At 61.1% G+C, this 20,922-nt stretch carries 15 protein-coding genes; 1 reads left to right on the top strand and 14 read right to left on the bottom strand.

Translation table 11 applies throughout. From position 1 onward, the window contains the following. The 14 genes from nuoH to AB5Y90_RS13775 all read right to left on the bottom strand — a co-directional run bounded on the left by nuoH (position 1) and on the right by AB5Y90_RS13775 (position 19,510). Positions 1-969 (bottom strand): NADH-quinone oxidoreductase subunit NuoH, encoded by a 969-nt coding sequence (nuoH, locus tag AB5Y90_RS13840; protein ID WP_307896638.1) that lies wholly within the window; start codon positions 967-969, stop codon positions 1-3. After that, positions 966-3,722 (bottom strand): NADH-quinone oxidoreductase subunit NuoG, encoded by a 2,757-nt coding sequence (nuoG, locus tag AB5Y90_RS13835; RefSeq protein WP_307896639.1) that lies wholly within the window; start codon positions 3,720-3,722, stop codon positions 966-968. Before nuoG ends, nuoH begins: the two co-directional genes overlap by 4 nt. A 41-nt stretch (positions 3,723-3,763) precedes the next feature. Then, positions 3,764-5,149 (bottom strand): NADH-quinone oxidoreductase subunit NuoF, encoded by a 1,386-nt coding sequence (gene nuoF / locus AB5Y90_RS13830; protein WP_307896640.1) that lies wholly within the window; start codon positions 5,147-5,149, stop codon positions 3,764-3,766. After that, on the bottom strand, positions 5,146-5,688 hold the full coding sequence (gene nuoE, locus AB5Y90_RS13825) for an NADH-quinone oxidoreductase subunit NuoE (RefSeq protein WP_236563533.1): 543 nt from the start codon (positions 5,686-5,688) through the stop codon (positions 5,146-5,148). Before nuoE ends, nuoF begins: the two co-directional genes overlap by 4 nt. An 80-nt stretch (positions 5,689-5,768) precedes the next feature. Then, the gene (nuoC, locus tag AB5Y90_RS13820; RefSeq protein WP_307896641.1) at positions 5,769-7,574 is read right to left on the bottom strand and encodes an NADH-quinone oxidoreductase subunit C/D; all 1,806 of its coding nucleotides are present in this window, start codon (positions 7,572-7,574) and stop codon (positions 5,769-5,771) included. Between the two features lie 2 nt (positions 7,575-7,576). Next, positions 7,577-8,251 (bottom strand): NADH-quinone oxidoreductase subunit B family protein, encoded by a 675-nt coding sequence (locus AB5Y90_RS13815; protein WP_005344917.1) that lies wholly within the window; start codon positions 8,249-8,251, stop codon positions 7,577-7,579. Positions 8,252-8,280: 29 nt separating this feature from the next. Then, the gene (locus AB5Y90_RS13810) at positions 8,281-8,685 is read right to left on the bottom strand and encodes an NADH-quinone oxidoreductase subunit A (protein ID WP_005344919.1); all 405 of its coding nucleotides are present in this window, start codon (positions 8,683-8,685) and stop codon (positions 8,281-8,283) included. Positions 8,686-9,065: 380 nt separating this feature from the next. Further along, positions 9,066-9,635: a DUF1566 domain-containing protein gene (locus AB5Y90_RS13805; protein WP_005351118.1), complete on the bottom strand. Its 570-nt coding sequence runs from the start codon at positions 9,633-9,635 to the stop codon at positions 9,066-9,068. Positions 9,636-9,648: 13 nt separating this feature from the next. After that, on the bottom strand, positions 9,649-11,088 hold the full coding sequence (locus tag AB5Y90_RS13800; protein ID WP_307896642.1) for a DUF1566 domain-containing protein: 1,440 nt from the start codon (positions 11,086-11,088) through the stop codon (positions 9,649-9,651). A 59-nt stretch (positions 11,089-11,147) separates the two neighbouring features. Beyond that, a complete protein-coding gene (locus AB5Y90_RS13795) occupies positions 11,148-13,595 on the bottom strand; it encodes a proprotein convertase P-domain-containing protein (RefSeq protein WP_307896643.1) in 2,448 nt (815 codons plus the stop codon). Then, positions 13,592-15,598: a prolyl oligopeptidase family serine peptidase gene (locus AB5Y90_RS13790; protein ID WP_307896644.1), complete on the bottom strand. Its 2,007-nt coding sequence runs from the start codon at positions 15,596-15,598 to the stop codon at positions 13,592-13,594. Before AB5Y90_RS13790 ends, AB5Y90_RS13795 begins: the two co-directional genes overlap by 4 nt. Then, a complete protein-coding gene (locus AB5Y90_RS13785; RefSeq protein WP_307896645.1) occupies positions 15,598-17,736 on the bottom strand; it encodes a TonB-dependent hemoglobin/transferrin/lactoferrin family receptor in 2,139 nt (712 codons plus the stop codon). The genes AB5Y90_RS13790 and AB5Y90_RS13785 overlap by 1 nt, the downstream gene beginning before the upstream one ends. Positions 17,737-17,898: 162 nt before the next feature. Next, positions 17,899-18,774, bottom strand: coding sequence for a flagellar motor protein MotB (locus AB5Y90_RS13780; protein WP_307896646.1), 876 nt, complete (start codon positions 18,772-18,774; stop codon positions 17,899-17,901). Continuing rightward, the gene (locus AB5Y90_RS13775) at positions 18,752-19,510 is read right to left on the bottom strand and encodes a flagellar motor protein (protein ID WP_005351127.1); all 759 of its coding nucleotides are present in this window, start codon (positions 19,508-19,510) and stop codon (positions 18,752-18,754) included. The genes AB5Y90_RS13780 and AB5Y90_RS13775 overlap by 23 nt, the downstream gene beginning before the upstream one ends. A gap of 385 nt (positions 19,511-19,895) precedes the next feature. Between AB5Y90_RS13775 and AB5Y90_RS13770 the strand changes: the two genes are divergently transcribed. Continuing rightward, a partial coding sequence (locus AB5Y90_RS13770) for an ISAs1-like element ISAs1 family transposase (protein ID WP_368166602.1) occupies positions 19,896-20,922 on the top strand: 1,027 nt, incomplete at its 3' end.

Here is a 20,922-nt window from a genome sequence, read left to right as displayed (position 1 = left end):
TCACTGCGCACTTATCAGTACAACTGCCGCGGTGACCAGCATATTGATCAGGGTCAGCGGCAAGCAGACTTTCCAGCCAAACGACATCACCTGGTCAAAGCGCGGGCGAGGCAGGGAGGCCCGCAGCAGGATGAAGAACACCATGAAACAGGCGGTCTTCAGGGCAAACCAGATGAAGGGGGGCAGCCAGGGGCCGTGCCAGCCACCGAAGAAGAGGGTCACGATGAGCGAGGAGATCAGCACGATGCCGATATATTCGCCCACGAAGAAGAGACCCCACTTCATCCCCGCATACTCGATGTGATAGCCGTCGGCGAGCTCCTGCTCGGCTTCTGGCTGATCGAACGGGTGACGGTGGGTGACGGCGACACCGGCAAACAGGAAGGTGACAAAGCCCAGGATCTGGGGCACCACGTTCCACAAGTCTGCCTGTGCCTCGACGATATCCCGCAGGTTGAAACTGCCGGTCTGGATCACAATCCCCATCAGCGACAAGCCCAGAAACACCTCGTAGGAGAGGGTCTGGGCCGAGGCGCGCAAGCTGCCGAGCAATGAGTATTTGTTGTTGCTCGACCAGCCGGCGAACAGCACCGCATAGACCGCCAGCCCCGCGATGGCCAGGCTGTAGAGCAGCCCCACATTGAGATCCGCCACGCCCCAGGTGGGGGTGATGGGCACCACCGCAAACGCCAGAATAAAGGCAGTGAAGGCGATGATGGGGGCCAGGATAAAGATCCGCCGATCAGCGAACGGCGGGATCCAGTCCTCCTTGAAGAACATCTTGATCATGTCGGCGGCCAGCTGGAGCAGACCAAACGGCCCCACTCGGTTGGGGCCGTAGCGATCCTGCCACAGGGCCAGCAGACGGCGCTCGATGAAGCTCATGAAGGCGCCAGCCCCCACGATCCCCACCAGCACGATCAGTGCCTTGCCCACCTCCAGCAACAGATCGATCAGCGACTCGCTCATGCGATCACCTCCTGCAGGTTAGTGATTGAGGCTTGTTGCAGGGCCGTCGGCAGGCCGTTCACCCCAAGGGGGAGCCCCACCAGACCGGCGCTCAGTTGCTCGCTCAGGCGCAGACGCAGTTGCCAGTGGCTACCGCCCCAGGAGAAGGAGACCTGACTGCCCCCGTGGAGGGCCAGACGCTGCGCATCAAGGGGATTGAGCACCAGCTCGGGTTCGTTCATCCGGGCCTGAATAACCGGGCTGCGAGCGGAGAGCTCCTCGCCGCCAAACAGCTGGGCATAATTGACCACTTGCAGCGCCTCTGCGGCCTTGAAGGGGGCGGGGATGGTGGTGAACCAGCCGAGCAGCTCCTTGCCTTCTGCTTTTTTGTCACTCACTTCCAGCAGACGGCGACCCGGATCGCCAGCACGCAGTTTGCCACCCACTTCATCCTGGAACTTGTTCCAGGCGGAGGGAGAGTTCCAGCCCGGCGCCCAGGCGAACGGTACTTGCGGCAGCGGCTGACGGGCTCCGGCATACCCTTCCATGGAGAAGTTGAAGGGGGAGTCGGGATCTTGCGCTACCCGCGGTTCGCTGACGTTCTGATCCGCCAGCATGGAGGTGCGACCACTGTAGCGGTGTGGCTCACGGGCCAGTCGCATGCCACGGATCCGCAAGCCTGCGTTGGGCGCCGCTTCCAGCATGGTAGCGAGCAGCGGATTGCTGGTGGCGCAGTCATGGTTGACCTGGTCGAAGTTCTGCCAGCGCAGCGGCTTGCGTCCGATCGCCCCTTGCAGCGCCGCCAGCCAGCGCCACCCTTCACGCACCTGAATATCGGCGTTGTAAAAGGCGGGTGCATAGACCTGGAAGAAGCGCTGGGCGCGCCCTTCCATGTTCACCAGCGTGCCATCGGCTTCGGCAAAACTGGCCGCTGGCAGCACCAGATCAGCCTTGTTGGCGGTCGGGGTCGCCTGATGGTCGATGACCAGCAGGTGCTGCAGCCGTGCCAGCGCAGCATCCACCCGGTTGCGCGGCGCGCGGCGGTAGAGATCGTTCTCCAGGGTGACCAGCGCCAACCCCTCTTCGGCCTCGATACGCGCAAGGGCGGCTTCGAGTGGCTTGTCTGTCAAGGTCTGAGCGCCCAGCATGGCCAGACCCAGCGAGTTGGCCTCCTGGCCAACCAGCGCGATGTTGGCTTCCTGTCCACGGCCTTTCAGGGCGCGGGCAATGTTGCTGGCCGCCTCAAGCAGCGCCACATCGCGGGCAGTGGAGCCTGCAATGATGAGCGGCTTCTTGGCGTTGCCGAGCAGCTCGGCCCAGCGAGTCGCTTGTGCCTGCAGCTCGGGACAGAGGTCGGCCACGGCCGATGCTACTGGGTCGAGCAGGTTGGCGATGGCAAAGCCAAGGCGCGCCTGATCGGCATAGGGGGCGTGCAGCTTGTCGGCCGCCACATCGTCCAGACGGGTGGTGTCGAGGCTGGTGATGAGCAGCGGGTAGCGCTCGTTCTGACCCAGGGTCTGAACGGCGGCGACTTGCCACAGATCCACCTTCATCTTGCGGGCCAGCTCGCGAGCCTTGCCCTTGACGGCTTGGCGCAGCGCCAACGCGATACGGGCGGCGCTCATGGTGACATCCTCGCCGAGCACCAGAATGGCGTCGGCCTCTTCCATGTCCCGCAGGCTCGGGGTTGGCACGCCGCCCTGTTGCAGGATCTGCAGCATCTTCAGCTGACAGGCCCACTCGGCCTGCTCGACGCCTGCGTAGAAGTTGGCTTCACCCACCAGCTCGCGCAGGGCAAAGTTGCTCTCTAGCGAGGCGCGGGGCGAGCCGATGCCGATGAGGCCGCGGGCCGTGCGCAGGGCATCGGCGGCGCGGTTGAGGGCGCCATCGGCTGTGATGGTCAGCTGGTCGTTGCCATCTTTGAGCAGCGGTTGGCGCGGGCGGTCGGCCAGATTGACATAGCCATAGCCAAAGCGGCCACGGTCACAAAGGAAGTAGTGGTTGACGCTGCCGTGGAAGCGGTTTTCGATGCGGCGCAGCTCGCCATAACGCTCGCCCGGACTGATGTTGCAGCCCACGGAGCATTGCTGGCAGATGCTGGGGGCAAATTGCATGTCCCACTTGCGGTTGTAACGTTCGGAGTGGGTCTTGTCGGTGAAGACGCCGGTGGGGCAGACCTCCACCAGGTTGCCGGAAAATTCACTCTCCAGGGTGCCATCCTCGACCCGCCCGAAATAGACGTTGTCGTGGGCACCATAGACCCCGAGATCCTCGCCACCGGCATAATCCTTGTAGTAACGGACGCAGCGGTAGCAGGCGATACAGCGGTTCATCTCGTGACCGATGAAGGGGCCCAGCTCCTGATTCTGGTGGGTGCGTTTGGTGAAACGGTAGCGACGGCTGTTGTGGCCGGTCATCACCGTCATGTCCTGCAGGTGGCAGGCGCCGCCCTCTTCACACACCGGGCAGTCGTGAGGGTGGTTGGTCATCAACCACTCCACCACGCTCTTGCGAAATTCTTTAGCCTCTTCATCCTCGATGGCGATGTAGCTGCCATCGGTGGCCGGGGTCATGCAGGACATGACCAGACGGCCGCGCTTGTCATCGGCATTCTGATACTGTTTCACCGCACACTGGCGGCAGGCGCCAACGCTACCCAGCGCCGGATGCCAGCAGAAATAGGGGACGTCCAGACCCAGCGACAGACAGGCTTGCAGCAGGTTATCTGCTCCGTCTACCTCGTACTCTTTGCCGTCTACATAAATGGTTGCCATACAACTTCCCTGAAACCTGTTTTGTGAAATCTGTGGTGTCGTTACCAGCGCTCGCCCAGCAGATTGGGCTGGATCCCTTTGACCGGCTTGCGGTTATCACCGCTGCCCTTGATCCCGGCCTCGAATTCGGAGCGGAAATATTTGATGGCGCTGGCCAGCGGCTCGACGGCGCCCGGTGCGTGGGCGCAGAAGGTCTTGCCCGGGCCAAGGAAACCGCAGAGTTGCTCCAGGGTCGCCAGATCGCCGGATTGCCCTTCGCCACGTTCCAGTGCCCGCAGCAGCTTGACGCTCCAGGGCAGGCCGTCGCGGCAGGGCGTGCACCAGCCACACGACTCGCGGGCGAAGAACTCCTCCATGTTGCGCAGCAGGGAGACCATGCTGATGGAGTCATCCACCGCCATGGCGAGGCCAGTCCCCATCCGGGTACCTACCTTGCCGATACCGGCGGTATACATCTGGGCATCGAGGTGCTCCGGCAGCAGGAAGCCGGTGCCCGCGCCGCCCGGTTGCCAGGCTTTCAGGCGATAGCCGCTCTTCATTCCGCCGGCGTAGTTTTCAAACAGCTCGCGGGCGGTGATGCCAAACGGCAGCTCCCAGACGCCGGGGTTGTTCACCTTGCCGGAGAAGCCCATCAGCTTGGTGCCGTGATCTTCCGAGCCCGGCAGCGCCAGTCCGTGATACCAGGCCACCCCGTTGCCGATGATGGCGGGCACGTTGCAGAGGGTCTCGACGTTGTTGACGCAGGTGGGCTTGCCCCAGACGCCGGAGACGGCGGGGAAGGGGGGTTTGGCACGCGGGTTGGCGCGGCGCCCTTCCAGCGAGTTGATAAGGGCCGTCTCTTCACCACAGATGTAGCGACCGGCGCCGGTGTGGACGAACAGCTCGAAGTCAAAACCGGATCCCAGAATGTTCTTGCCCAGTAGACCGGCGGCCTTGGCCTCTTCCACCGCACGGCGCAGGTGGATGGCAGCATCCACATACTCGCCGCGCAGGAAGATATAGCCGCGATAGGCCTTGAGCGCCCGGGCACTGATGATCATCCCCTCGATCAGCAGGTGGGGCAGTTGCTCCATCAGCAGGCGATCTTTCCAGGTGTTGGGTTCCATCTCGTCGGCGTTGCAGAGCAGGTAACGGATGTTCATGCTCTCGTCTTTGGGCATCAGCCCCCACTTCACGCCAGTGGGGAAGCCCGCGCCGCCACGCCCCTTGAGGCCGGCATCCTTGACGGTGCTGACGATCTCGTCCGGGCTCATCTGGCCGAGCGCCTTGTGGGCGGCTTCATAGCCCTGTTTGGCCTGATACTCCTCCATCCACACCGGCTGGCCGTCATCCCGCAGCCGCCAGGTGAGCGGGTGGGTCTCGGGGGCACGCGGGGTGCGATTGGCGGTGCCAAGAGAGGCGAGGATCTTGTTCTGCGGCAGGCTCATGGGTAAGCCTCCAGCGTTTTCAGCAAGGTCACCGGATCGAGGCCGCCATAGGTGTCGTCATCGATCATGATCGCTGGCCCCTTGTCGCAGTTGCCAAGGCAGCAGACCGGCAGCAGGGTGAAGCGGCCATCCGGGGAGGTTTGACCGGGGCCGAGGTTCATCACCTCCTTGAGACCGGCCAGCAGATCTTCATGGCCATTGATGTAGCAGACCATGCTGTCGCAGACGCGAATGATGTGGCGCCCCACCGGCTGGCGGAAGATCTGGCTATAGAAGGTGGCGACCCCCTCCACGTCGCTGGCGGGAATGCCGAGCTCGGCCGCGATGGCGTGAATGGCACCGTCGGGTACCCAGCCTCTGGCCTGCTGCACGATCTTGAGCGCTTCGATGCTGGCGGCGCGGGGATCTTCGTAGTGGTGTTTCTCGTGTTCGATGGCATCGCGTTCAGCCTGGCTCAGAACGAAGTCGTCCTGTTTGCTGCTGCATGCCCCTTGCCCCTGTGGGGTCTGATTATTGTGACACTGACATTGCTGGCTCATGACTTGACCTTTGGTGGCTTGTCCTTTTACTGCTCGTCCGGCGATCCCAATTCCCGGCCATGGCCGGGAGGGCGGATCACTTAACGGTCCACATCCGACATAACAAAATCGATACTGCCCAGATAGACGATGAGGTCCGACACCATGTTGCCCTTGATCACCGAGGGGATCTGCTGCAGGTGAGCAAAGCTCGGGGTGCGGATCCGGGTCCGGTAGCTCATGGTGGAGCCGTCACTGGTCAGGTAGTAACTGTTGACCCCCTTGGTCGCCTCAATCATCTGGAACGACTCGGCAGCGGGCATCACCGGGCCCCAAGACACTTGCAGGAAGTGGTTGATCAGGGTCTCGATGTGCTGCAGGGTGCGCTCTTTGGGCGGCGGGGTGGTGAGGGGGTGATCCGCCTTGAAGGGGCCCTCCGGCATGTTTTTCATGCACTGCTCGATGATCGACATGCTCTGGCGGATCTCCTCGATCCGCACGGTGGCTCTGTCGTAGGCATCGCCATTGCTGCCGACCGGCACTTCAAAGTCGAACTGATCGTAACCGGAGTAGGGGCGCCACTTGCGCACGTCGAAGTTGAGGCCGGTGGCGCGCAATCCGGCCCCCGTGGTGCCCCAGGACAACGCCTGCTCGGTGGTGTAGGCAGAGACGCCTATGGTTCGACCGCGCAGAATGCTGTTGCGCATCGCCGCTTTTTCGTAATCCATCAAGCGCTTGGGCAACCAGCTCAACAGGTTGTCCTGCACCAGCCGTTGCCATCCCTTCGGCAGGTCGTGGGCCACACCGCCGATACGGAACCAGGCCGGGTGCATGCGGGCACCGGTGATCGCTTCGATGATGGTGTAGATCTTCTGCCGATCGGTGAAGGTGAAGAAGACCGGGGTCATGGCCCCCACGTCCTGAATATAGGTACCGAGGAACAAGAGGTGGCTCTGGATGCGGAACAGCTCCGCCATCATTACCCGGATCATGTCGACCCGCTGCGGCACCTTGATGCCGGCCAGCTTCTCGACCGCCAGCACATAGGGGAGGTTGTTCATCACCCCGCCCAGATACTCGACCCGGTCGGTATAGGGGATGTAACTGTGCCAGGATTGGCGCTCGCCCATCTTCTCGGCACCGCGATGGTGGTAGCCGATGTCGGGCACGCAGTTGCGGATCTCCTCGCCATCGAGCTGCAACACCAACCGGAAGGCGCCGTGGGCAGAGGGGTGGTTGGGGCCGAGGTTCAAGAACATGTAGTCCTCATTCTCGTTGCCGCGGGCCAGCCCCCACTCTTCCGGTTTGAACAGCAGGTTCTCCTGCTCCATGTCCTGTTTGGCTGCATCGAGCATGAAGGGATCGAATTCGGTAGCGCGCGCCGGGTAATCCTTGCGCAGCGGGTGACCCTGCCAGCTCTTGGGCATCATGATCCGGGTCAGATGGGGATGGCCATCGAAGGTGATTCCCATCAGATCCCACACTTCCCGCTCGTACCAGTTGGCATTGGGGAAGTGGTTGGTGATGGTGGGCAGATGCAGGTCACTCTCGGCCAGCGCAACTTTCAACATCACATCGGCGTTACGGTCGATGGAGATGAGGTGATAGAAGACGGTGAAATCGCTCTGGGGCAGACCGTCGCGATGGCTGCGCAGCCGCTCGTCGGTGGCGCTGAGATCAAACAGCATCACAAACGGGGAGGGCACCTTGCGCAAAAAGCCCATCACATCCTGAAGCAGTTCGCGGGGAAGCCAGACCACCGGCACGCCGGTGCGCGTGGTCTGCACGGTGAAGTGCTCGGCCCCGAAGTGGGCAAACAGTTCGCCAATGACTTTGGCATCCTTGTGGTCGCTGGGCTGCCACTGGGCCATGGCGTAATTGCTGGGAAAATCACGAGTCAGTTTCATGGTCAGATCTCATCCGGCGTGCGCAGGTTGGTCACATTGATCCGTTCGCCGCGCTTGCGCTCTTTTTCGGCCTGCATCTGGGGACGGTAGATCCCCTGATCGCCCACCACCCAGGAGAGGGGGCGGCGCTCTTTGCCGATGGAATCCTGCAGCAGCATCAGGGCTTGCAAAAAGGCTTCGGGACGGGGCGGGCAACCCGGAATGTAGACGTCGACCGGCAGGAACTTGTCCACCCCCTGCACCACGGAATAGATGTCATACATGCCGCCGGAGTTGGCACAGGCCCCCATGGAGATCACCCACTTGGGTTCGAGCAGCTGTTCATACAGGCGCTGGATGACTGGCGCCATCTTGATGAAGGGAGTCCCTGCAATCACCATGAAATCGGCCTGACGGGGCGAAGCGCGGATAACTTCGGCGCCGAAGCGGGCCACATCGTGGGGGGAGGTGAAGGCGGTACACATCTCCACGTAGCAGCAGGAGATGCCGAAGTTGTAAGGCCAGAGGGAGTTTTTGCGGCCCCAGTTGACTGTGTCTTGCAGCACCTCCTCGAGGCGGCCCATCATGATGCCGCGCGTCGCTTCTTGCGCCAGTGGGTCATCGACGGTCTGGCGCTGCTCCTGGGGGTAGCGCTCAACGGGTGCATCCGGGTCAATCCGGGTCAGGGTGTACTTCATGGTGCAACCTCAAGGAAAGGGTCTGTGGTTCAATCACTGTTTTTGTTGTTCAGCTGCGGTTTGCGCGGTGACCAGTCCAGTGCGCCGATGCGCCAGAGGTAGATCAGGCCGATAAGCAGCAGTCCGATGAAAATGGTGGCTTCAATAAAGCCGACCCAGCCGCTCTCCCGCACGGAGACAGACCAGGCAAACAGGTAGAGCGCCTCGACGTCGAAGATGACGAAGAACATGGCGACCAGATAGAACTTGGCGGAAAAACGCAGGCGGGCACTGCCGACCGAGTCGACACCAGATTCAAATGGCTTGTTCTTGGTGCGGCCGTAGGCACGACCTCCCAGCAGGGCGGCGAGGCCTATCATCACCAGACAGATGGTGATGGCACCGATGACATAAATGGCAAAAGCCCAATGTTGAGCAGAAATATCAGCAAACATAGAGGTTTTTCCTAACCAAATTAATCAAGCGACTTAACAATAATGTTACGCATTATGACACTTTCGCACTGATTTACATGTCATTTTTACGGGTTAATTATTAATCGGTTAACCGGTAATTAAATTTTGTTAAGAAGCGCACTTTTTTGCTGGTTATGGCGGGTGGGAAAGGCCTGGAAAGCGCAGAGAGCTGCTCCTCGTCATCACCTGAAAGGGGTAAATGCCGCGGGCGAAGCCGGATCAGGTCGATATCACGTGCAGGGGGCACAGGCGGGAGAAGAGCATGATGGCGGGTGAGGTAGAGGGGGCGGCAAGAGCAATAAAAAGAGAGGCTTTCAAGCCTCTCCTGTCATCGCGCTCCGGTTTCGAGCGTGGGGCGGTCAGGGTTTATTGGCGACCAACAAGACCTGATCCGGGTAGGCGCCAATGGAGCGAAGACCGATATCTCCCGAGGTAATATCCAGATACGCCCGCTGACCATTGGCGGAGGTTACCGTGCTGCTCATCAGATAGACATAGCCCTCATTGACCTCTTTACCGCCCCCCGCCATGGCGCGCGGGAAAATGGCTTCATTGAGAGAGGGCTTGTAGCAGGCGTGCTCGACCAGGGTCGCCAGCTCCTTGATGTCGGGCAGACGCCACTGGCTGATACCGCCGAAGTGATAGAGAGCATGGCTGCTGTCACTGCGGATCCGCTCCGCCACTTGCAGCCCCTGCTGCCAGTAGTAAACGGTCGGTTCCCCCAGGCAACTGCTGCCACTCCATGTCTGTCCCAGTTTGCAGCGCATCCAGGTGAGGCCGGTGTGTTGATCCGTGACGGTGCCGTTGCCATGGTCAAGAAAACGGGCAGAGGGGGCGGTGCGATCCATAGTGTCATCACAAATGGCAGCACCGTGGGCCAGGGGGGCCAGCAGTGCCAGCATGGCGAATGAAAAGCGATAAAGGCTCATGATATTCCTCGGATTATTGGGGAGTGGCGACCAGTCGTACCTGCATCAGCTCGATATAGGTATCTTGCTGCACCAATGCGGGATAGGTGGTGCCCGCATCTTCTCCCAGGAGCAGGACTGTGCGTTTGCTGATGGGGCCACCGGAGAAGCGCTGGGCGGTGTTGCTGGTGGCGCTCCAGTAGTAGCCATGGTAGGTGTCATCTTCCGAGGAGGCGATATCCGGGAAGTAACGGGTATCCACGATGATGCGCTGACCCAGCGGGTCCTTGGCCAGGCTACCGTAGTGCATCAGTGACATCAGCTCACCCATGGTGGGCAGCCGCCACTGGCTGATGCCGCAGTGCTGCTCGCCATTGAGCCACTGCTGATACGCGCGGGTGGTCAGCATGGAGGTCAGCGCCTGTGCCCGGGCGAGGGCCGCCAGATCTCCTTCGGCGGTGAGCTGTTCGATCCTCTTATGAATATGCTGGTAGGCCGCTTGCTGCTCGCCTGCGGTCGCCTTGAACTGCTCATCCTCATAGGCAAAGGGTCTGCTTTTCCAGGCCGGGCTCAAGGGATCATCCGATTTGACCTCCCACACCAGACCGGTATTGAGATCCTTGACGCACTGCCAGCTCGGCGCGTTGTCGGGGAGAATCTGACCACGATCATCGAGCTTGCGATAGGCAAGTTGGGGACGAGTGCGATTCCAGCTGGCATCTTGTCCCGGATAGTCGTCGGGCTCCTGTTCCAGCAGCGGATCGTTGCCATCGCTGAAGGTGGTGACGCCGGTGACGGTCAGCAGGTTGCGTGGCTGCTGTTGCACCAGCAGGGTCAGCAGCTCGCTTTGGGTCTCTTCGGCAAACTGGCCGTTGCGCTGCCACTCCTGAGCCAATTGCTCCAGCATCAGGCTGATGGCGCGATAGCTGGTGGTGAGCAACTGGGTCTCCTTGGCGTTGGCAAGTCGTGCGCGGGCCTGTTGCTGCAAGCTGATCGCCACCTGCTGCAGCGCCTGATCAAACTGGCCGAGACCCGCGAGGGCCGCGCGGTCGCTGCCCGGTTGCAGCGGCGCGAGATCGGCCAACAGCTGCGCCAGTGCGCGATCGGCGGCCACCCCTTCGGCAATGCGGCTCTGCCACAGGGTACTGAGCAGGGTCGGTTGCAGCCGTTGTGGATCCCCTTTGGCGGCCGGATGTGCCAGCAGCAGGCCTCCGCTCCTCGGTACGAAAAGCAGGGGCGAGTTGACGATGTTGGCCGAACGGCTGACCAGGGCCACAGCGCCTTCGCCGCTGACGGCAGGATCGGCGGGATCACATTGCCAGTTCTGATCCAGATCGGCGCACAGGGTACCGGCAGTCGGCAGGGCGACATCGACCCGGTAGTCCGGGATCGCCAGTGGTGCGTTATCTTCCCCGCCGCCACAGGCGCTGAGCAGGGCTGAGAGGGTTGCAATAACCAGTACGGATGGTTTCACTTCACATTCCTTGATTCGGTCACAGGTTCACGGGGGCGGTAACCCCCGTGGTACAGGATTCAACGGCGCGGGGTGCTCCGACGCCAGAGGCGGTGCCAGAGGGCCAGCAACAGCAGCAGGGGGGAAGTCGTGCCGCCACCCCCTTCATCCTGCTCAAGGGGAATGATGCCGGTGTTGGGCAGGGCTTCATCCTTGTCACAGCGGGCGCCGACTTGCTGGGCTACCCGCCAGTTGCGCAACTGACCGGTGTCACCGGCGCTGGTGTCGTTGATCTCCAGCAGCCAGCGGCCAGCGAGCGGTTCGCCGTGCAGCTTATCGAGTGATTCGAACGGTACCAGTTCACGGGGGAACTCCCCATTGAGCCGGGTATGGCTGGCGTAACCCTTGTTCCACAGGCTGATCCGGGTGCCGTAAGGGGAGGTGAGCCAGATCTCCAGCTGCTCCAGCTTGCTGTGCTCCAGATCGAGGGCAACCACGAATCCGCTGTCGATGCGGGCCTTGCTCTCGGGCAGGGTGAGAGTGAAGCGGGACAGGCCGTGCCGCTCACCGCTCACCGCATCTTTGATCTGGCCACCCTGGCCGATGGCCCGCTGCCAGAGCGGTTCACCGATCGGCAGTTGCAGGTCAAGGCTGGTCTGGCGCTCGGTGGGGCTGGGCAGGGTGAGCTGGAACTGCAGCGGCAAGGTGACTGCCTCGCCACAGGTCAGGTTGCTCGCTGCTTCCAGCGGCAGGGTCCAGCGGGCGGTGCCATCGGCGTTGAGCGCTCCCTGCCAGTGACCGTCACCCATGAGCCCCTTGGTCGGGAGCAGGCTGGCGTCAGCCACGGTCAGGGGGCGGCCGCTCTGGTTGGTCAATTCGATGGCTAGGCTCTTTTTCTCCCCGGGCAGCAGGTAGCTGTCATCGGCAAGGCGGGCCGCGATGGGAGTGGGCAGCAGGGCGTGGTGGCGGAAGGCCTGCTCCAGCAGCTTGCCATAGCTGCGGTCCGGATAGAGGCGGTTGGCGGTATCCACGGTGACCCGCGCCAGCTGGGGCATCCGCACCTGCGGGCCGAGGCCGAAGTGGGATTCAATCAGCAGGGTATCGAACTCGTCACGGGCTACCTCGCCATATTGTTCAACGGCCTGGCGCAGCGCGGTGAAGAGCGGGGTGCCCCACAGCTGATCGCCGTTGCTGCCGTTGATGGTGAGGTGAGCCGGATAGAGGAAGCCCGGATGATAGCGCGCCCGCAGATCATCGAGCTGACGGGGCGTCCGGCCGCTGATCCTGGCATCCCAGTTGAAGACCATGAAAGGCTCGAACTGGCGAGCCTCTGGACTACGCTGGCGCCAGCTGGCGGCCAGATAGTCGCTAAAGCCCTCGCCGATGGCGCCCCAGTCACCCTCTTCTCCCATGTCGGGCAGGATATGGTGCTGCACCGCATGGCCAAACTCGTGCCAGATCACCATGGGATCTTCCGCGTCGGGCACCCCTATCCGGCCAATTTCCAACCGGCGCAGGAAGGGGTCATAGAGGGAGTTGTCCTGCTCCCCGGCATCGGTATCGATGGCCAGGGGGCCGCCCATCAGCGTTGGGTAGCCAAGGGATTCCACATGGCGCTGGGCCAGATCCAGATGGTAGTAGCCATTGATATCGAGGAAGGCGGGCTGCTGGTGATCCAGCTGGAAGCCATCGGCATCAGGGCTGCTAAAGGGGGCAGTTTCCGGCGCCGTGCCGTCCACGACCCGGGCGCGTGGGCCATTTAGCTGGTAGGTGTCATCCACCTTTTGTACCGTGAGCGGCACGGTGCGATAGGCCCGGTTGTCCAGCACCAGATCGTGGCGCCACAGCAGGTTGCCATCTTGCAGTTGGGTGCGTGGGTCGAGGGCAAAGATGCGGGCCTGCACCGTAGCCGCTTCCCCTGCCAGCGGGATCGCTTCGGCACGGGTGTTGGCCTCTTGCAGCGTGCGCCCCAGCAGGGCGCTGCCATCGCAGGTGACAAACAGTTGCCAGTAGCTGCTCTTGCTGTTGCCCGGCTGGCTTTCCACCGCCAGCAGACGCCAGGCCGCAGTCAGTGTGTCGCCATCCTGCCAGTACCAAGGCTGGGCTTCGTCACTGCCAGCGAATTTCCACACCGTACCATCCAGCGTGGCGGTATAGGCATCCACCCCGGCGCGGCTTGCTTCATCACATGGCGTCGCCTGTGCCTGCATCAGCCGGGTATTGTGATAAAGGCGCCACGGGCGACCCTGCTCATCGAGACTGACGGCGGCCATCAGGCCGGCGATCGGTGCGCCATTGAGCTGCTGACGATAATGCAGATAGTGGCCCAGCTTGCCTTGGCGCTGATAGGCCGGGGCATCACTCAGGGTGACGCCGAGCTGCTGTTCGAGCCAGAGGCGGGTATCGGCCGGGGCGTCCTGTTCGACAAAACGCAGTTCGGCGGCCTGAGTGGAAAAGCCAGCCAGCCCCAGCAAGAGGGCGGGCAACAGGGGTTTCATAGTGGTACTCCCAATCAGCGGCAGGGTCATTGATTTATCCCCGCCAGATGCAACAAGAAGGCAAATTCACGAGCCCGATCGCCACCACCGGCGCGGTGGCCTCCCTCCAGTTCGGTCAGCAGCAGGTAGGGGCCGGAGCCCGTGCTGTGCTCCCGCAGGCGGGCCAGCCACTTGACCTGCTCCCAGTAGGGCACCTGGCTATCGTGCAGGGCGGTAGTGACCAGCAGGGGCGGGTAGGGGGCGCGGTGCAGGTTGTCGTAGGGGCTGATGCGGCGCATCGCCTGATACTCTGCGGGCTTGGCCGGGTTGCCCCACTCCTGATACTCCTGACGGGTCAAGGGGAGGGCAGGATCGCTCATGGTGCCGAGCATATCGACGAAGGGAACCTGCAACACTGCGCCACTAAAGAGTGTAGGTTGCTGGTTGAGGGCCGCAGCAACCAGCGTGCCCCCCGCGCTGCCCCCCATGGCAAACAGGGGCAGGGGAGCAGAGTCGGGCGACCAGTGGCGCAGGGCGTGACCGGCTGCGATAAAGTCGCTGATGCCGTTCTGCTTGTGGATGCCCCGTCCGTCGCGGGTCCACTGCTCCCCCAGCATGCCGCCGCCGCGCACATGGGCGATGGCGTAGACAAAACCCCGATCCAGCAGGCTTAACAGCTCTTTCTGGTAGTAGGGGCGCATCGGCGTGCCATAGGCGCCATAGCCGTAGAGCAGCACGGCGTGGGGGGCCAGATCCTTGCGCCACACCAGCGAGACAGGCACCCGGGTGCCATCGGCAGAGGTGATCCAGCGCCGCTCGCTCTGATAGGGCAATGCTTTATTGCCTGCGGTGTGCTGGTCGTTGATCCACTGGCCGCTGGTCAAATCCAGCCAGCGTTGGCCGGGGGGCTGGCTCAAGCCCTGACTGCGCACCAGAATACGGTCGCTGGCTGGGTCATGTTCTCCTTGCAGCCAGCCGGTTCCTGCGCCACTGGCCAGCGGCAGGCGCTGGCGTTCATGGCCGTTGCGATCGAGCAGGGCGAGCCAATCCTCCCCCTGTTGGCGAAACTGCACCACCAGATGGCGATCAAACAGTCGCCACTTTTCGGGATCGCCGAGATCCTCCCCTTTGGCGGGCCACAGGCGCTGCCACTCACCGAGCGGCGTGTTGGCTGAGTAGAGGGCAAATGCCCCCTCCCGGTTGCTCTTGATCACCCAGCCGGATTGACTGTCCAGATAGTATTCCTCCCCGCGCTGGCGGGGTTTGACCTGCTGCGGCTTGCCCGAGTCGAGCAGGTATTGCTCCGAGCTGTCGTGGTTGTTGCCCTGCAACACCAGATGCTGGCCATCCGTGGTGCGATAGAGGCTGAGCAGCCAGGCGGGATCCTGCTCCTCATAGAGAGTCTGCTCCTGGCCATCCTGCCAGCCGCGCAGTTGCCAGGGGCGCAGGGTGTTGCGCTCGTTGGCGATGGTGTAGAGGGTGCGACCATCTTGTGACCAGGCGAGATCAGCGCTGCGCTGCGCCAAACTGGCCAGCGCCTTGCCGCTCTGGAGATCGAGCAGGGTGACCTGATAGTCGAGATCGCCGCGCCTGTCTTCGGCGATGGCCAGCGTGCGGTTATCCGGGCTCAGGGCCCAGCCGCCCGCTTCGTAATAGCCCTCACCCGCTCTGGTGGGAAGCCGCTGCTGCACCTTGCCCCCGTGGCGTTGCCAGAGTGAGCCATCCGGGCGCAGTTGCCATGCCTGATCGCCGCGGACAAGCCAGTTGTCTGGCACAGATTCCCCCGCCGGATGACGGGCAAACTCGGCGCGCAAGGTTGCTTCCAGCGGCTGCTGCGCGGCGAGTTGCTGCTCGCTCCAGCGATTTTGCTGCTTGAGCAGGGCGAGAATGGCCGTGTTGCTGCGGCTCTCGTCCCGCAACCAGAAGTAGGGATCCTGGCGTACGGGATTGCCTGAAATCAGGTGTGGCTGGGACGGGATCGGCGGTGGCAGGGCCTCTTGCGCCCACGCCAACGGGACGGCTAACAGGGCCGCCATGATTGCATGATGTTTCATCACATCCCCACGAAACGGTAGCTGAGGCTGGCTGACAGGTAGCGGCCGCTCTGGCTGTAGAGGGAGGTGTCGCTGCCAGCCGGGAGTCCGGCCACATCCTGATAGCGGACGTAGCGGGTATCGAGCAGGTTGCCGATGGTGGCATTGACCTTGAGCGCCTCGGTGATCTGCCAGTCGCCGGTGAGGTCCAGGCTGAACCAGCCTGCGCTGCTCTGGCAGGCACCGTTGTAGCCAGTCTGCGCATTGGCGCACTGGGGCACCTTGGTCATGGCGGCGGCATAGTTGCCACTGAGCTCAACCCCCCAGTCGAGCTGTTGCCAGCGCAGGGTGGTGTTGCCTTCCAGCGGTGTCTGGGTGCGCAGCGGCTCACCGCGGTGATCCTTGCCATCCATCCAGGCCAGATTGGTCGAAAGCTCCCACTCGTCGCTCAGCCAGAGGCTGGCGGCCAGCTCGGCGCCCCAGGTTTCTGCTTTGGCAACGTTGCGATATTGGCGCAGGAAGACACCGTCATCGAGGCGAAAACCGGTCTGGCGCCAGTCGATGAAGTTGTAGTAGCGGTTGTAGAAAACGGCCGGTTTGACGCTCCAGTTGTCGCTTTGGCCATTCACTCCCCACTCCAGACTGTGGCTGGTCTCCTCCTTGAGGTTGGGGTTGGCAATGATCTCGAATGGCGGCATGGCAAAGTAGTGAGGAATGTTGCCGTAAACCTGATCGTAAGCGGGGGCGCGGAAGCCGTTGGCATAGCTGAGCCAGCTGCGCCATGTCTCGTTGAAGCGGTAACTGGCTGCCACACTGGGGGAGATGTGGTCGCTGTGGTTCTCGGCCAGATTGCTGTCCGGTGCGCGCAGGCGCTGGCGGTCAAAGCGCAGGGTCGGGGTAAACTGCCAGCTGCCCAGATCGATCACATCGCTCAGCCAGATGCCATCGCGGCGGGTCTCGGCCTTGCTGAAGGGGGCTTTCTGTCCCTGGGTGGTGATGCCATCTTCCAGGGTCAGATTGTTGACCGGCCGCTCGTGGTTGGCCTGCTCCAGCTCCACACCGTAGCTGAAGGTGTGATCCAGCGAGCCGGTGCTCAGCTTGCTCTGCAGCTCCAGCTCACTGCCAAGGCGCAGCTCCTCGAATGTGGAGAGGGTGCGCTGGCTGCGATATCTGGGATAGCCGCTCAGGGCATCGTTGCGCAGCAGCTGGCGCTGGTTGGCTTCGTTGCGTGACTGATTGCCAAACAGGCTCCAGTTGAGGGTATCGACCATGCCCAGATCGCTGGCTTCCCAGCTGAACTTGCCGCCCTGGGTGCGCTGATCGCCATCTTCCTGAAAACCGATCACGTCCCAGCTGCCATCGGGTTGGGGCACCGCCTTTGGGCCCATCTGGCGTTTGGCGTGATCCTCGTAGTAGTCCAGCTCCAGCCGCAGAGCGTGATGGGCATTGAGGGGGAGGCGGCTGCTGGTGGAGGCACTCATGCCATCCAGATCCGCCGGAATGCGGCTCTCTTCAAAGTTGGCGGTTTCGTTGCCGCGCCAGCCGGAGAGGCGCAACAGATGTTCGCTCTCCAACGCCCGCACAGCGCCGGTCATGCTGAGCTTCTTCTTGTTGCTGTCGCCACCGTAGAGGGTTTTGGCCGCCAGATAGCTATCTTGCTGTTGCAGATAATCTTCCGGCTGCTTGGTATTCATCACCACGGTGCCGCCGATGGCATCGGAGCCATGCAGGGAGGAACCGGCCCCCTTGGCCACCTCAATCTGCTTGATGTCGTCGAGATCGAAGTTGAAGCGACCCACCTTGTCATTGATGTTGTCGGCGCCAAAGCCGTCGCTGACGCGCACTCCATCCTTGATCAGCAGGATGCGGTTGCCACCGATGCCGCGCACGCTGATGTTTTGCGGTCGTCCAGCAGAGCCGGTGACCGAGACACCGGGGATCTTGCGAAACACATGGGTCAGCTCGCTGGCGACCTGACGGTCCAGCTCTTCCTGGGTGATGACGGTAATGGAGCCGGAAACATCGGAGAGTTTCTGTTGTACCCGTTGCCCGGTGACAATGATGGTGTCGTCGCTGCGAGCCTTCTCCACAGGGGGAAGATCGGCCGCGCCAGCGGAGGCACACAGGAGTGCCGGCCATGCCTGAAGCAGTTTGTTCATAATGATAATTGTTTTTATTTAAGCCTGAGGGGCGGCATTATTGCAGAGGCCTGACCACTTGACAATAAATGGCAATCATTATCATTAAGATCTTATGGTGTTGATATTATTGAGTTATTTATTTTTAGAAAGAGACTCCCGCGCGAAGCGGGAGCGGGGGGATTAGGGCTTGAGCAGTTGCAGCGACTCTTCTGCGGCCTTGCCTTGGGAGAGGGTGATATCGACCCGGCGGTTCGCCTGGCGATGTTCGGGGGTGTCATTGGCAAAGCGGGGTTGGGTGTCGGCAACACCCTGAGCGATGACTCGTTTGGCATCCAGCTGGGGGTTGGTCAGCATGGTCTGCACGATGGAAGAGGCCCGCAGCACCGAGAGCTCCCAGTTGTTGCGATAGAGCTCCACCGGCGCTTGGGAGTTGTCGGTATGACCGGTGACCACTACCTGCCCCGGGATGTTGGCCAAAATGCCGGCGATCTTGTTGACCAGCGGGATGAACTGGGGCTGCAGGAACGCCGAATCGGCGGGAAACAGCGCCTTCTCGCCGACGCGGATCACCAGCTGACTGCCAAGCTGCTCGACCTCAAGATCCTTCGATTCAATCTGAGCCTTTAGCTGCTGCTCCAGCTTCTGCTTGGTCACCTGCACCCACTCCTGCTCCCGGGTCTTGTGGGGCCAGGCTTCGGTGGCGCTCGGTTTTTCCGAGGCACCTATGGTCTCGTTGAAGGGGTCCGATGCCGCCATGGGGGCATCTTTCTCCAGCACAGTCTCCTCTTTCGGGCTGCTCGGCGTAGTTTTTGATTCTGGCTCGAGAATCCCTGTGCCCCCCTGCATCAAGGGGGAGCCGGCAGGCGGGGAGATGAGGCCGATTTTACCCAGCGACTCGATAAAGCCCTGGATAAGCACCCGGGTTTCGGACTGTTTGGCCATGGCAAAGGAGTAGAGCACCACAAACAGGGCGAACAGCAGGGTCATGAAGTCGGCATAGGAGACCAGCCAGCGTTCATGGTTCTCCGGTGCTTCAGCCTTTTTCTTTTTGGCCACCGTGACCTCCCAGATAAGGTTCGAGGGTAACTTGCAGGCGCGCTTGGGATTCGCCATCCACGATGCAGAGAATGCCGGTCAGGGTCATCTCCTTGTAGTGGCGGATCTGGTGGGCAAACCCTTTGTAGCGGTTGCCGAACGGCAAGAAGATCAGGTTGGCGGCGGATACCCCGTAGATGGTGGCGATAAAGGCCACCGCGATGGCGCCGCCCAGCTTGTCGGGGGCATCCAGCAGACCCATGGCGTGGATCAGGCCAAATACCGCCCCGACAATCCCCATGGTCGGGCAGTAGCCGCCCATGGCTTCATAGAATTTGACCGTCTGTTCGAGATCTTCCTGTTCAAATTCGATCTCGTTCTCCAGCACCTCGTGGATTTTGGCCTTCTCGTAGCCATCGACCATCATCTGCACCCCTTTCTTCAGGAAGGGATCCTTGATCTCCTCGATCATCCCTTCCAGCGCCAGCATACCGCTGCGGCGGGCGTTGCCTGCCAGGGTCTCCAGCAACTGTGCCTGTTCCAGCAGGTCGAGTTTGAGGGGAGAGAGCAGCCATTTGAAACGCCTCATGGTGCTGCCGACGACGGAGAAAGGGAACTGGGTCAGAGCAGCACCTATGGTGCCACCTATCACGATAAGAAATGCGGGCAGATCGAGCAGTGCACTGGGATGACCACCCTCGATCATGTTGCCGCCAAGGATGGCGATCAACGCCAGTACCAAGCCAATCAAGCTCATCTTTTACACGTCCCTGCATGTTGATAATGGCTAGTGTAGCTACTTAAGTATCAGTTTTTCAAAATGAAATCCAATCACTGAGCAATTAATGGGCGCTGGGTAACTTCCATAAAAGAAGGCGTGTTGCGGTCATAAGATGGTCTTGCAATCACCAGGTTTCCCCAGTTGTGACAGGAAGGAACGCTTGTCGGGTGGGGCAATCACAAAAGCAAGGTAGGGGGCGGGAGCTGGCAATACGAAAAGCAGTGATGTTCCATCAGTGCTTTGCAAACCGGGGGATGAGTGCGTGGATGATCTGCCAGGGCGGGATCGCACTTTGTTAATGAAATTTGAACAGGCAGATCGTCTGTGATCTAATCGCGTCTCCATGCAGGAGGCACGCGCTATGACGTTGATTGAACACCTTACCCTTGTCGAAGAAACTCGCTCTGAGATCAATCGTAAACATAACCTGGTTGATGTCATGTTCCTTGTCATCAGTGCCATCATGAGTGGTGCCGAGGGCTGGAATGACATCGAAACCTATGGCGATTCAAAGATCGATTGGCTCCGTCAGCATCGCCCCTTTGCCAACGGCATCCCGCGGCGTCACACGGTTGCCCGCATTCTGCGCTGCATTGTCATCGATACCTTGCTTGAAGCGTTGCTGTGCTGGGTCAATGAACAGCGCACTCATCAGGGCAAACCCATCATTGCCTTTGATGGCAAGGTGTTACGCGGCTCCTTTCGGGGAAATGCCAAGGATGCGCTTCAGTTGGTCACGGCTTACGATACCGAAAATGGGCTGGTGTTAAGCCAGAAAGCAACCCCTAACAAGAAGGGGGAAATCGAAACCGTCAAAGATATGCTGGACATTCTTGAGCTAAAAGGAGCCGTTGTCACACTCGATGCGTTGCATTGTCAGCGTGAGACACTGGAGAAAATCAGCGAGAAGAAGGCTCATGTAGTGGTACAGGTCAAGAATAATCAACCGAAGCTGTATCAAGCGGTTCAATCGCAATTCCAGTCACTGTTTGACGCCCAGAAAGAGAAGATTGTCGTCGAGCACAAAGAGAGTGGACATGGCCGCCAGGAAGAGCGTTATGTGTTTCAATTAAAAGCCAAATTACCGCCAGAGTTGACGGAGAAATGGCCGACAATCCGCAGCATCATTGCCGTTGAGCGTCACCGCAGCGCCAACGGAAAAGGAACGGTAGATACCTCTTACTATGTCAGCTCGTTATCCCCCAAGCACAAGCTGCTAGGGCACTATATACGGCAGCACTGGCGGATAGAGAACAGCCAGCATTACATTCTTGATGTGGTGTTCAACGAGGATGCTTCCAGGATAGCGATGGAGGATGCGGTCGAGAATATGGCGCTATTCCGGCGGTTCGTATTGAATATCGTAAAACAGAGCAATTGTGGTGCTC

It is taken from the genome of Aeromonas sp. R4-1, from assembly GCF_040908325.1.
Lineage (GTDB): Bacteria > Pseudomonadota > Gammaproteobacteria > Enterobacterales > Aeromonadaceae > Aeromonas > Aeromonas veronii.
Note: the sequence above shows the minus strand (reverse complement) of the source record. Positions and strands in the feature narration are given on the sequence as shown.

What these genes read in the sequence shown, in the direction of transcription:
- nuoH (WP_307896638.1), bottom strand. Translation starts at nt 969, where the DNA reads ATGAGCGAGTCGCTGATCGATCTGTTGCTGGAGGTGGGCAAGGCACTG.
- nuoG (WP_307896639.1), bottom strand. Translation starts at nt 3,722, where the DNA reads ATGGCAACCATTTATGTAGACGGCAAAGAGTACGAGGTAGACGGAGCA.
- nuoF (WP_307896640.1), bottom strand. Translation starts at nt 5,149, where the DNA reads ATGAGCCTGCCGCAGAACAAGATCCTCGCCTCTCTTGGCACCGCCAAT.
- nuoE (WP_236563533.1), bottom strand. Translation starts at nt 5,688, where the DNA reads ATGAGCCAGCAATGTCAGTGTCACAATAATCAGACCCCACAGGGGCAA.
- nuoC (WP_307896641.1), bottom strand. Translation starts at nt 7,574, where the DNA reads ATGAAACTGACTCGTGATTTTCCCAGCAATTACGCCATGGCCCAGTGG.
- AB5Y90_RS13815 (WP_005344917.1), bottom strand. Translation starts at nt 8,251, where the DNA reads ATGAAGTACACCCTGACCCGGATTGACCCGGATGCACCCGTTGAGCGC.
- AB5Y90_RS13810 (WP_005344919.1), bottom strand. Translation starts at nt 8,685, where the DNA reads ATGTTTGCTGATATTTCTGCTCAACATTGGGCTTTTGCCATTTATGTC.
- AB5Y90_RS13805 (WP_005351118.1), bottom strand. Translation starts at nt 9,635, where the DNA reads ATGAGCCTTTATCGCTTTTCATTCGCCATGCTGGCACTGCTGGCCCCC.
- AB5Y90_RS13795 (WP_307896643.1), bottom strand. Translation starts at nt 13,595, where the DNA reads ATGACCCTGCCGCTGATTGGGAGTACCACTATGAAACCCCTGTTGCCC.
- AB5Y90_RS13790 (WP_307896644.1), bottom strand. Translation starts at nt 15,598, where the DNA reads ATGAAACATCATGCAATCATGGCGGCCCTGTTAGCCGTCCCGTTGGCG.
- AB5Y90_RS13785 (WP_307896645.1), bottom strand. Translation starts at nt 17,736, where the DNA reads ATGAACAAACTGCTTCAGGCATGGCCGGCACTCCTGTGTGCCTCCGCT.
- AB5Y90_RS13775 (WP_005351127.1), bottom strand. Translation starts at nt 19,510, where the DNA reads ATGAGCTTGATTGGCTTGGTACTGGCGTTGATCGCCATCCTTGGCGGC.